The organism is Thermococcus nautili, assembly GCF_000585495.1.
Taxonomy (GTDB): Archaea; Methanobacteriota_B; Thermococci; order Thermococcales; family Thermococcaceae; genus Thermococcus; species Thermococcus nautili.
In genome coordinates this window covers 1,944,123-1,955,464 of sequence record NZ_CP007264.1, presented here as the reverse complement: position 1 = coordinate 1,955,464, position 11,342 = coordinate 1,944,123, and the positions used below count along the sequence as shown (strand labels likewise).

The window sequence follows — 11,342 nt, the reverse complement described above, 5'->3', positions numbered from 1 at the left end:
TTCCGGTTCCAACTGAGTATGGTGATAACATGAGGGCGATGGAGCTAGCAGGAACGGAGAGCGGGTTCATAGCCGGTGCCCTAGCGGTCGTTCTTCTGGGTGCAATACTGAGCGTGCTCTCATCCCCTATGGACGCCTTTACGAAGCTCGCGTACGTGCTCTACGACATGGGGCTCGTCGGCCTCTCCTTCGGACTGCTGAGCGAAGCCATTGAGGGGAACAAAAGCGACGCAACCAGGGCGGCTCTCGCGATTGCGGGGGCGCTCGTTCTGCTCGCGCTCAGGCTTTAACCTTTTAACCCCCGCCCTCTACTCTTTTCGGGTGAGAGAATGAAGGAAGAGATGAGTTCAGTTGATATACGCTACGTCGTGAGAGAACTCCAGTGGCTCGTTGGCTCTCGCGTTGACAAGGTCTATCACGACGGCGACGAGATTAGGATTAAGCTCCGCACGAAGGAAGGCAGGGCCGATTTAATCCTCCAGGCTGGAAAGAGGTTTCATTTAACGAGCTACGTCAAGGAGGCACCGAAACAGCCTTCGAGCTTCACGATGCTCCTCAGAAAGCACCTGAGCGGAGGCTTTATAGACGCGATAGAGCAACACCAGTTCGACAGGATTGTCAAGATTCGTGTCGGTGACTACACGCTCATCGGCGAGCTCTTCAGGAGGGGCAACATCGTCCTCGTGGATTCCGAGAACAGGATTGTTGCCGCTTTGAGATACGAGGAGTACAAGGACAGGGCGATAAAGCCCAAGGCAGAATACAAGTTCCCGCCGGCGAGAGAAAACCCTCTGGAGGTCAGCTTCGAGCGCTTTCTTGAGCTGATGAGGGAGAACGAGGAGCTTGAGCTCGTCAGAGCTCTGGCGAGGAAGCTCAACATGGGCGGAATGTACGCGGAGGAGATTTCCATAAGGGCCGGCTTCGAGAAAACCACCCCTGTGAAGGAGCTGAGCGATGAGGATTTAAAGAAGGTCTACGAGGCGATGATGGGAACCTTCAACGACGAGCCGAGGCCGAACATCGTCTACAAGGACGGCAACATGCACGACGTCGTTCCAATCGAGCTGAGAATCTATGAGGGGCTTGAAAAGAAGTATTTCAAAACGTTCAGCGAGGCCCTCGACGAGTACTTCGGTAAGCTCACAATCGAGAAGGCCAAAATCGAGAGGACGAGGAAGCTCGAAAACAAGAAAAGGCAGTTGCTGGCGACGCTGAGAAAGCAGGAGGAGATGCTGAAGGGCTTTGAAAAAGCGATGAACGAGAACCAGGAGATAGGGGATTTAATCTACGCGAACTACGCCCTCATAGAGAGGCTTTTGGACGAGTTCAGGAAGGCCACAGAAAAGCTCGGCTGGGAGGAGTTCAGGAAGCGCATAGAGGCGGGCAAAAAAGAGGGTAACAGAGTTGCGCTCATGGTGAAGGCCATCGACCCGAAGGAGAAGGCCGTAACGATTGAGCTCGAGGGGAGGAAGGTTAAACTCTACCTCAACAAAAGCATAGGCGAGAACGCCGAGCTCTACTACGAGAAGGCCAAGAAGTTCAGGCACAAGTACGAGGGTGCCTTGAAGGCCTACGAGGACACGAAGCGCAAGCTCGACGAGGTCGAGAAGCTCATCGAGGAGGAGATGAAGAAGGAGCTCAACGTCAAGAGAATCGAGAGGAGAAAGAAGAAGTGGTTCGAGAAGTTCCGCTGGTTCGTTTCGAGCGAGGGCTTTCTTGTCTTGGCGGGAAAAGATGCAGGAACGAACGAAACCCTGATAAAGAAGCACATGACCGAGAACGACCTCTACTGCCACGCCGACGTTTACGGCGCTCCCCACGTCGTCATCAAGGACGGGCAAAAGGCCGGGGAGAAGACGATATTCGAGGCCTGCCAGTTCGCAGTCTCGATGAGTCGCGCCTGGAGTCAGGGGCTGTATGGAGCGGACGCCTACTGGGCGTATCCAAATCAGGTGACGAAGCAGGCCCCGAGCGGTGAGTACCTCGGTAAGGGCGCCTTCATGGTCTACGGAAAGAGGAACTGGCTTCGCGGGCTTCCGCTGAAGTTAGCGGTTGGCGTGATAAACTACGATGGGGAAGACTACGTCGTCTGCGCGCCGGTTGACGCGATTAAGGCCCACACGAACAGGTACATCGTCATAAGGCCAGGCAGACTCAAGAAGGGAGAGCTCGTCAAGAAGATACGCGGAATCCTGGAGAAGTGGGGCTACAAGGTGCGCGAGGAGGATTTGAACGCGATTCTTCCGCCGGGAGGGGGAGAAATAGCGGAGGTGGTGGGTTAAACCAGCTCCTTCCCCGTCCCCGTCATGACGAGCTTGCCGTGCTTCACTCCCTTGAGGCTCAAAAGCCTGTCCGCTATCTCCTTTATCCTGCTCGCCTTCCCCTTGACGATGACGACCTCGAGGCAGTTGTGCTCGTCCATGTGGACGTGAATGCTGGAAACTATTTCATCAAGGTAGTCGTGCTGTAGGTCGAGGAGCTCTTTAACGACGTCCGCTTCATCGTGGTTGTAGAGCATCGTTATCGTTCCGGCAACTTCCGCATCGCCGGTCTCCCACTCGTGCCTGATTATGAAGTCCCTCATCAAATCCCTTATCGCCTCGCTCCTGTTCACGTAGCCCTTTTCCTCGATTATCCTGTCGAACTTTTCAAGCAGTTCCTCAGGTACGGAGACGCCGAAACGGACCACCTTCATAACACCACCAACCCAAGTGATGACACGAAAGTTATAAACCTGTTCCAAAAGTCTTTTATCCGAACCGGAGTAGGTTCGAGCATGAGGGATGAGCTCTACTCAATAGCGCGAAGGGAGTTCGCGGAGGATTTAATCTTCGAGATTGAGGGAAAGCCCGTTACGCTCTCGATAAAGGGTCTGCTCATAGCGAGGGCCGAGAGGGAAGGCTACAACTTCTCGTTCTTCGAGGTGACCGAGACGGAAACCGTGCTCGCGGTCCAGATGAAGGGGTTCATCGTCTACATAGCCATCGAGAGCGATGAGGAGCTCGACGACGAGGAGTACGCAGAGGTGGGAAAGGCCCTGCTCGAACACCTGACCCCGAAGATTGCCCTGCTCGTGACGAAGGCGGAGAAGGACTACTCGGGAAAAGCCGACATACTCCTCGACGACGGTATGTCCCCAGACATGAAGGAGTTCTTCTACTCGCTCCTCGTGAAGCACAGGCAGGGGAAGAGCCCCTACGAGCAGACCGAGGTCGCGTGAGGTGTTGGGATGAAAGGGAAGTACAGGATTTTGGCAATCATAGTTATCGCACTCATAGCGGTTGGCGTCGTAAACTACCTGCCGAAGGGCGGGGAAATGGGGCAGGAGGAGGAAAGCGTTAAACCCGTAGAAAAACCCGCCCTCTGGGGCCTCACCGACCCGCCGCTTCTCGAAAACGTGAGCTGGGAAAGGAACGGGAACGTCGAGGTAACGACGCTTCCCAGGAACCTCACAGGGAAACTGGAAGAGCAGCTCAGGGCCCTCGGCTACTACCCCGTCTACGCCAACTGGAGCGACTGCCGGTGGACAATCTGGGACGGGAGGAGGGCCTACTACGTTGGGGAGACCGAAGGCGGCATTTTAGTGGCACGCGGAGAGCTGAAGGCAGTCGTTGAGTGGGTGAACGAGACGTCGAAGTGCGGAAAGCCAGGTTGGAAGACCACCGTCATCGGCCCGAGCCCCCAAAAAGCCCTCTCCTACACGGCCTCACTTATAGGCGACGCACTGGAAAAAGACGGCGTAATCGTCGTTCCCTCAGAGTGGAACGGAAAAATCCCCTGGAACCTCGCCAACTACAGCTTAGAGGCCGGAAAGGTGAAAATCCTGATTCTAATCTACGCAACGGACGAACAGCTTGAGTACGCGAGGTCGCTCCTGGAGGGGAAAACGCTCTGCATCTCCGCCCTCAGCTATCGTGCGCTTGTGGTACTCGACGGCCCCACGGGGGATATCTCTAGGGCCTACGATTCGATTGAGAGCGTTGCCAATACAAGAGGAGCTTCCTGCGGGTGATGGAAATGAAGAAGGTGCTGGCACTCGTTGCAATCCTGATTTTAGTCGGATTAATTTACTGGGAGTACTACTACATCGAGCCGGTTCCGAAACCCGAAATCTGGGGCTACACCGACCCCCCAAGCCTCGTAAACATGAGCTGGAAAAAGATTGGCTCCGTCGAGGTAGTGAACAAGACAATCGAGAACGCGGGAGGACTTTACGGAAGTGTGCTCTCCGAACTCTCAAAGATTGGCTACTCAATGGTATCTGGAAACTGGAGCAGTAAAACGTGCCAGTGGAGCTACTGGACGAGGGGGACAAAGAGCTACTACCTGGCCTACAACGGAACGAGGTTTCTGGTTATACGCGGGGAGACGGGGGCGGTTTTGAACGCCAGCGATGAGCACTGGCTCTGCGGGAGACCCTTGGACTCAAGCCCGCTGCCGTCGCCAAGCCCCTGGAAGGTAGCCGAGGCGATGGCAATCTCGCTCGGCAACAAGTTCATGAAGAACAACGTTACCACAACCCCTTCCAACTGGACCGGCCCCATGCCAGACTGGTACCTCGCTAAGTTCTCCTTCAAGGCAAACGTCGGAGAAGGTGTCGAAGTCCTCATTCTCGTGTACTCAAGCGATGACCAGGTGAAATACGCTGAGTACGTGATGAAAAAGGAAGACAGGAGCATAAAGTTCCTGAGAAACGACGGCGGTGATTACTACGCCCTCATAGCCCTTAAGGGAAGGAAAGCGGACGTTGACAAGGCCATTGAGATAATCCAGAAACCGGAAAGCTAACATTTTTCCTTTTTCATAACCCCTAGACGATTCTTAAGAACGATTCAAAACAATTTGAAACCATGGCAAAGGTTATATTCCTCCGAGACGTAACAACTAACGAGGACCATGACGGGCAAACTGATTGCTTCCGTCGCCGTTTCGGCGTTGCTCTCATCCCTCGCATGGATAATCCTCCAGCTCAACCACCTCCTCGGAGTCCTCCTCTTTATCTCCGCAGTTATCGTACCCCCACTGGTTTTCAGGAACTACTACAGCAAAAGGCCCCTCCGGCTGGCACCGTTTTTGATAATCTCGCTCATCCTGATGCTCCTCTTAATGCCCCCTCCGGTCACGGGCCCGAACGTCGAGTTCGGCCTTTATTTTGCCACAGGTTGCTGGGGAAGAAAGGCCGATACTTGGCCGCTGGGCGGTGGGGAGCTCACTTACTCCTGCAACAAAACGGTTGCGTACTCGACGATTCTCGTCAGCGGGGTTGCCTGGAAGTCCTCAGGGGTCAGACTTCCAGTCCTCGGCCGTTATGTAACCCTCTATGAACCACGTGAGAAGGCCGATAACGCCTACAGTGAGGCCGCAAAACGCGTTGAATCGGAGGGCTACCTAGGGATTGTGGAGAACTACGTAAGCGACTCCGACATCATGAGAGATGCCCTCTTCGCTAGGGATGGGGAATGCGTATATCTGGCCGAAACAAGGATTCTCGGCGGTGGCCTCGCCGTTATCTCGGCGCGAGGCCCCTGCAGGGGCGTCAAGGGGTTTGCGCTCCGCTGGCACGACGACTACCTCTGGAACGCGAGCGAGCCGCCGACTTTCGTAAGGTACCGCTTCAACTGGAGCTCAAACGGGAGCGTCAGGGTTGGAAAGCTCGACCTATCGGACTGGCCGGGGGAATGGGTGAGGAACACCTACAAAGCCATAGAAATAGAGCTCAAGGGAACCGGATACGTCAAGCTGATGGAGGGAAAAAGCGGGGACTGCAGGTGGTCTCTCTGGACGAGGGGAGGGGAATCTCACTACGTTGCCCTTAAGGGGAAGGAAATCCTCGTTCTGAGCGGGAAAACTACAGAAGTGAAAAACTCGGCGGAGAAGCTCTCACCCTGCGGTCTGAGAAACGGCCGGGAAGTGAGGGGAACAACCCCCGAAGAAGTGCTCAACGCCGTGATAGCGGAGCTCAACGGAAGCCTCGTCCTGAAACCCGCCGGAGAACCTGCCCTCTGGTCCCTCGCTGGAAAAGAGTTTTTGACGTCTGTGGGTGAGAAGAACGTCAGCGTGAACCTTCTCGTGTACGGAATTCGCGGGCAGTGCGACTACGCCCGCTACCTGCTCGACGCTTCCGACGGGGAAACGACTTCCATTTGCCTCGAACGCAGAGGATACTTCGTCGCTGTGGCAGTTAAAGGGGAAGCCAAAAACGTACAATTCGTCTTATCGTCAATAAAGCAACCGAAAAGAACTTAAGGAAACGCAGTTTCCTTACCTCGATGCGCCATGATGGTCAGGAGTGATTGTTTTTGGCTTTAAAGGTCGCTTCTCGAGCCCTGACATAGCCGTTAGGCGGGATTGTTTTTGGCGCTGAGCTGAGGAGGGAGTGCTTTTGGCCGCGCAGTTCTGTCACTTAAACGCTCCGGTTTAGTTCTCACGCTCTTATTCCCTCACCCTTTGGGACCTTTCTCGAACGGATTAAAGGAATTTGAGGAGGTGTTAGAATGAAAGCCGTTCTGCCCGATTCGAAGATACCAAAGAGATGGTACAACATACTGCCCGACCTCCCGGAGCCCTTGGCTCCGCCCCTCGACCCGGAAACCGACGAGCCGATGGGGCCGGAGAAGCTGTTGAGGATTTTCGCTGAGGAGCTTGTAAAGCAGGAGATGAGCACGGAAAGGTACATCGAGATTCCAAAGAAGGTCCGTGAACTCTACGCCAAGATAGGCAGGCCAACACCACTTTTCCGCGCCACAAATCTCGAAAAGGCCCTCGGCACGTCCGCTAAAATCTACTTCAAGTATGAAGGGGCTACCGTAACCGGAAGCCACAAGATAAACACCGCTTTAGCTCAGGCCTACTACGCAAAGGAGCAGGGAATAGAGAGGCTCGTTACCGAGACCGGAGCCGGCCAGTGGGGAACCGCTTTGAGCCTGGCCGGTGCTCTTCTCGGGTTAAAAGTTCGCGTTTACATGGCGCGCGCCAGCTACTTCCAGAAGCCCTACAGAAAGACGATAATGCGCCTCTACGGGGCCGAAATCTACCCGAGTCCGAGCGACAGAACCGAGATAGGTCGGAAGTTCCTGAGCGAGGACCCCAACCACCCCGGCGGCCTTGGAATAGCGATAAGCGAGGCGATTGAAGACGTTTTAAGGGACGAAAAAGCCCGCTACGCCCTCGGGAGCGTTCTCAACCACGTGCTCATGCACCAGACCGTCATCGGCCTCGAGGCCATTGAGCAGATGAAGGAGTTCGAGGAGCCGGACGTTATAGTCGGATGCGTCGGCGGTGGAAGCAACTTCGCCGGGCTGGCGTATCCTTTCGTGAGGGACGTTCTGAGCGGTAAAAAAGAGTACGAGTTCATAGCGGTCGAGCCGAAAGCCGCCCCGAGCATGACGCGCGGGGTTTACAAGTACGACTTCGGCGACTCCGGAGGCTACACCCCAAAGATGAAGATGCACACACTCGGCCACACCTACTACGTCCCGCCGATACACGCAGGCGGCCTGCGCTACCACGGCTTAGCTCCGACGCTGAGCGTCCTCATAAACCACGGAATAGTCAGGCCAGTAGCTTACCACCAGAACGAGGTCTTCCAGGCGGCGGAGCTGTTCGCGAAGACCGAGGGCATAATCCCAGCACCCGAAAGCGCCCACGCGATAAAGGGCGTCATAGACAGGGCGTTAAAGGCGAAGGAAGAAGGAAAGGAGGAGGTCATACTCTTCAACCTGAGTGGCCACGGCCTGCTCGACCTGAAGGGCTACGAGGATTACCTGGATGGAAAGCTCGAGGACTACGAGCCGGACTACTTCCCGGCTCTGGAGACGCCCTGAGACCTTTTTTTACTTTGCCAGTTCCAGCAGGATTAGGAAGAGCAGCATAATGCCGAGGACTGCCATCGTCCTCTTCGTGTAGAGCTTCGCGGACCGCTTCTCGTAGTAGCTCCTCGGCGAGACGTTGAGGATGTAGAGGCCGAGTAGGGAACCTATGAGCAGGCCGAGGACGTTCTCAACCGTGAGGCGGAGCGAGCCAAAGAAGATGCCCCACCAGCCCATCGCGAGCGAGATTCCCACGACGGTTGTCGGAGGCACGAGGGCGGCCGCTATCGAAACTCCGGCAAGAATCTCGGGAATTCTGCTCACTATCGCCACCACGCCAGCGTAGCCGAGGAGGACCGCGAGGAGGATGTAAACAATCCCCGAATCTCCCCTGATGAGGATTTCTCTCGTCGGTTCAGCCGGCATGAGACCAAAGAGCTTCAGGAGAAGGGAGACGACGAGGGCTGAGGTGAATATAACCGTCAGGAGCTTGAGAATCGAGGAGACGGCGGTTAGGGCGTCCCTTCCGCGCCCCATAACGACGTTGAGCGAGAAGCCGTAGAGGGGGCCGAGGATTGGCGAGAGGAGCATCGCCGAGATTATCATAACGATGTTGTTGCCTATCAGGCCGAAGAGGGCAACCATTGAGGCAACGGCCCCGAGGGTCAGCTGAATCGGGTCAACCCTTGCCTGGGAGTTGGCGCTCTCGATGAGGCCCTCGATGTCGGCAATACTCCACCTACCCCGGAACCTTTCAAGGGACCTGACGGCGGAGGAGTAGCGCACCGACCTCCCGCTGACCTGCGACCAGGTTATTGAGGCGTGGCCCTTCCTCATGTCAACGGCTCTGACGAGCTCGTCAACGAGGTCGTTTATCACGAAGTCCGGCGCGAAGGCCGTGACCTTGAGGGCGCCCTTCCCGTTGGCCTTCACTTCCTCGGTGTAGAAGGGAACGCCCCACTTTTTCAGAACCTCTTCAAGCTTCTCCCGCTCGTCGAGCCCGCAGGTGACCTCGACCTTCAGCACCGCCAACACCTACTCGAGTTTGCCGAGAATCCGCCTCGGGTGGAAGTTCAGGCTTGCCCTCGCCTCTGGAATCTCCATTCCGATGTTTATCCCGAGGCTCATCAAGTCCCTCGGCCCGCGAACCTCCCACCTGCTCTCGGCGGAGCTCGTGATGAAGCGCGGGACGCGGTACTTTCTGACAAGCTCCCAGACCTTGGCCATGAAGCGGAGCGTTAGGGCCCTCTCGTAGGGATTCGCCCTCAAAAGGGGTGAGAGCGAGAAGCCAATTGCTACGCCCCTCCTGCCGGCCATTCCCGCCAAGGTGTGGTCGAAACCGTAGTCCTTCCTCCCGAGCCAGGGGCTTATCAGGGCGTCAACCTTTGCCTCGATTGCCATTCTGTTGACCCTCATGTCGCCTCCCTGAACGTAGAGCAGAGCCCTGAGGTTCCTGGCCCTGAAGGCCCGTATCAGGCTCGGCTTCTTAGTTACGAGCAGGAGTGCAACCTTTCCGTAGGTCTTTCGAAGCTCCCTAACCTCTTCCTTCAGCGAGTCCCAGTCCGGCTCATTGTCGAGGACGAGCTTTTTGGTGAAGACTACCTCGTCGAACCACTCCTTAGCTAACTCGTAGGCCTCCGCGCTCCTGACGTCCATCTCGATGAAGTAGTCCCTCCCGCTCATTCCTTCTCCTCCAGCCACTCCCTCACGGCCTTCACAACGGCCTCTTTCCTCATCGGGAAGGCCTTGACCTTAATTCTGACCTGTATCACATCGGCTCCCTCGTCAACCTCAACGTCGCCGAGGTAGGCCTTCTGCTTGTTGAAGCGGACGTAGAGCGTTCCCTCCTCGTCGACCTTCTCGTCGAGGTTCTCAAGGATGTAGCGCCTCGCACTCTCGTCGAGGAGCTCTCTGAAGTGCTTGAGGAACGCCCTCACCGCTTTGCTCCTTTTTATCTCGACGTTGACGACCTTAATCGGGTTGCCAAAGAAGCCCGTGGTTTCCTCAACATCAAAGTGAACGTCCTCGTCGTCTATCTCCGCGGGAATGAAGGTTCCTATCGCCTCGAGAACCTTGTCCTCGTCCTCGGTCGCGTGAATGAAGGTCGTAAGCCTGACGTGGTGTGCCCTGAGTGCCATCTTCTCCCACCCGAACTCCTTTGGAGGAGGGATTTAAAAAGATGAGTGGGGGAAAACCATAAGTATGTTCCCACCCAAAACCCCTATGGTGGGAAAATGCTGGCCAGGGTGGACTCAAGGGGGAGGCTCTACATACCCAAGGAGCTCAGGAAGAACCTCTCGGGCGAGGTTTACCTCGTTAGAGTAGCGGAGGGTATTCTCATAGTGCCCAAGCCGAAAGACCCGCTGGGAGAGCTTGAGGAACTCGGGAAGAAGCTCCCGGACGTTTCCCTCGAAGAGCTGAGGAGGGAAATCCTGAAAGAGGCAGAGAAGCTCGCGGGTGGGTGAGATGGTCTACGCGGACACGGATTTTTTCCTCGCACTTCTCAAACCCAACGACTGGCTGAAGGAGAACGCCAGAAAGCTTTACAAAAAAATATAAAGGGGAGATAACGACCTCGGAGGCAACATTCCTCGAGCTTTTGATACTCTCAAAGAAGTTCGGCCTCGACCCTGTTAGACTCTTAGCGGCCGTGATGGCGATAATCGAGGGGGAAAACGAGGACTACCTCCGGGCGGCATACTACATGAAGGAGCACAATCTTAATCCCTTCGATGCAGTTCACGCGGCGAAGTGCGGAGGGGTGATAATCAGCTCGGATAAGGCCTTCGACAAGCTCGGAATTAAGAGGATAAAGCTCGAAAAGCCGGAAGAAGAATAGAGGAGAAATCACTTGGTCTTGCCCTTGTTGGCCCTCACGCTGGGCCTGACCTTCTCGGCGCCCTTACCCTTGTTCCTCAGGCCGCGACCCTTCTTGCCAGCGCTGGTGAGACCGCGGAAGACCCTACCCTTGTGGGGCTTGAGGGCAATCCAGGCTATCTTCGGGTCGCTCTTTATGACCGGGTGGTGCGGGTCAACCATTATGACCTCGAACCACTTGTACATTCCGTCCTCGCCGACCCAGTAGGAGTTGAGGACCTCAAGGTTCGGGAACTTTCTCGCGGCCTTCTCCTCGGCTATCCACTGGAGGCTCTTCTTCGGCGAGTACTTGACCATACCCATCTTGCTCGGCTTCCTTCCGCCCTTCCACCTGGGCCTCTTCCTGCCGCCACGCCTGACCCTAACGCGAACGACGACGTAGCCCTGCTTGGCCTGGTAGCCGAGCGAGCGAGCGCGGTCAAGCCTCGTGGGCCTCTCGACGCGGACGACGACCGGCTCTCTCCTCCACTTAACCATCCTCTTCTTGAGGAGCTCTCCCACGTAGCTCTTCTTGGGGCTCTTCCAGGCTTCCCTTATGTACTTGTACATTCCCATTTCAATTCCCTCCCACGTTTGTGGTTCTCCGCAGAGCGGAACATCCCGCGGGCGAACCCGCCTAGTCGGTCGAGTTTCGAGGGTTGGTTTTTAAGGGTTGCG

14 protein-coding genes are annotated in these 11,342 nt (G+C 56.0%); 9 read left to right on the top strand and 5 right to left on the bottom strand.

Translation table 11 applies throughout. The annotated features are described in order from the left end of the window. Positions 1 to 38 precede the first annotated feature (38 nt). Entirely contained in the window at positions 39 to 290 is a 252-nt protein-coding gene (locus BD01_RS10895) for a hypothetical protein (protein ID WP_245599246.1), read from the top strand. A 39-nt stretch (positions 291 to 329) separates the two neighbouring features. Further along, on the top strand, positions 330 to 2,282 hold the full coding sequence (rqcH, locus tag BD01_RS10890; RefSeq protein ID WP_042693007.1) for a ribosome rescue protein RqcH: 1,953 nt from the start codon (positions 330 to 332) through the stop codon (positions 2,280 to 2,282). Here the strand turns inward: rqcH and nikR are convergent. Then, positions 2,279 to 2,695 carry a nickel-responsive transcriptional regulator NikR gene (gene nikR / locus BD01_RS10885; protein ID WP_042693005.1) on the bottom strand — a complete coding sequence of 139 codons (417 nt, stop codon included), beginning with the start codon at positions 2,693 to 2,695 and terminating at the stop codon, positions 2,279 to 2,281. The two genes, rqcH and nikR, sit on opposite strands and share 4 nt — an antisense overlap. Before the next feature lie 81 nt (positions 2,696 to 2,776). On the opposite strand from nikR, the gene BD01_RS10880 reads away from it, so the two are divergent. From BD01_RS10880 to BD01_RS10860, 5 genes are all read left to right on the top strand, one after another. Further along, entirely contained in the window at positions 2,777 to 3,220 is a 444-nt protein-coding gene (locus BD01_RS10880) for a hypothetical protein (RefSeq protein WP_042693002.1), read from the top strand. A gap of 9 nt (positions 3,221 to 3,229) precedes the next feature. After that, positions 3,230 to 4,012 carry a hypothetical protein gene (locus BD01_RS10875; RefSeq protein WP_042693000.1) on the top strand — a complete coding sequence of 261 codons (783 nt, stop codon included), beginning with the start codon at positions 3,230 to 3,232 and terminating at the stop codon, positions 4,010 to 4,012. Then, the gene (locus tag BD01_RS10870) at positions 4,012 to 4,788 is read left to right on the top strand and encodes a hypothetical protein (protein WP_156927410.1); all 777 of its coding nucleotides are present in this window, start codon (positions 4,012 to 4,014) and stop codon (positions 4,786 to 4,788) included. The genes BD01_RS10875 and BD01_RS10870 overlap by 1 nt, the downstream gene beginning before the upstream one ends. 108 nt (positions 4,789 to 4,896) lie before the next feature. Next, entirely contained in the window at positions 4,897 to 6,246 is a 1,350-nt protein-coding gene (locus tag BD01_RS10865; protein WP_042692995.1) for a hypothetical protein, read from the top strand. A 248-nt stretch (positions 6,247 to 6,494) separates the two neighbouring features. Continuing rightward, the gene (locus BD01_RS10860) at positions 6,495 to 7,823 is read left to right on the top strand and encodes a TrpB-like pyridoxal phosphate-dependent enzyme (RefSeq protein WP_042692992.1); all 1,329 of its coding nucleotides are present in this window, start codon (positions 6,495 to 6,497) and stop codon (positions 7,821 to 7,823) included. A gap of 9 nt (positions 7,824 to 7,832) precedes the next feature. Here the strand turns inward: BD01_RS10860 and BD01_RS10855 are convergent, their stop codons facing one another. From BD01_RS10855 to BD01_RS10845, 3 genes are read right to left on the bottom strand one after another with little or no spacing between them, the layout of a single operon-like run. Next, positions 7,833 to 8,834, bottom strand: a complete 1,002-nt coding sequence (locus BD01_RS10855; RefSeq protein ID WP_042692989.1) for a TIGR00341 family protein — start codon at positions 8,832 to 8,834, stop codon at positions 7,833 to 7,835. A 9-nt stretch (positions 8,835 to 8,843) separates the two neighbouring features. After that, positions 8,844 to 9,491 (bottom strand): Ribonuclease P protein component 3, encoded by a 648-nt coding sequence (locus tag BD01_RS10850; RefSeq protein ID WP_042692987.1) that lies wholly within the window; start codon positions 9,489 to 9,491, stop codon positions 8,844 to 8,846. Further along, entirely contained in the window at positions 9,488 to 9,946 is a 459-nt protein-coding gene (locus tag BD01_RS10845) for an RNA-binding protein (RefSeq protein WP_042692984.1), read from the bottom strand. The genes BD01_RS10850 and BD01_RS10845 overlap by 4 nt, the downstream gene beginning before the upstream one ends. A gap of 96 nt (positions 9,947 to 10,042) precedes the next feature. Between BD01_RS10845 and BD01_RS10840 the strand changes: the two genes are divergently transcribed. Next, positions 10,043 to 10,273, top strand: a complete 231-nt coding sequence (locus BD01_RS10840; protein WP_042692982.1) for an AbrB/MazE/SpoVT family DNA-binding domain-containing protein — start codon at positions 10,043 to 10,045, stop codon at positions 10,271 to 10,273. A gap of 134 nt (positions 10,274 to 10,407) precedes the next feature. Beyond that, the gene (locus BD01_RS11420) at positions 10,408 to 10,647 is read left to right on the top strand and encodes a type II toxin-antitoxin system VapC family toxin (RefSeq protein WP_245599244.1); all 240 of its coding nucleotides are present in this window, start codon (positions 10,408 to 10,410) and stop codon (positions 10,645 to 10,647) included. An 8-nt stretch (positions 10,648 to 10,655) separates the two neighbouring features. On the opposite strand, the gene BD01_RS10830 is transcribed toward BD01_RS11420, so the two are convergent. Continuing rightward, a complete protein-coding gene (locus tag BD01_RS10830; RefSeq protein WP_042692979.1) occupies positions 10,656 to 11,240 on the bottom strand; it encodes a 50S ribosomal protein L15e in 585 nt (194 codons plus the stop codon). Positions 11,241 to 11,342: the final 102 nt, after the last annotated feature.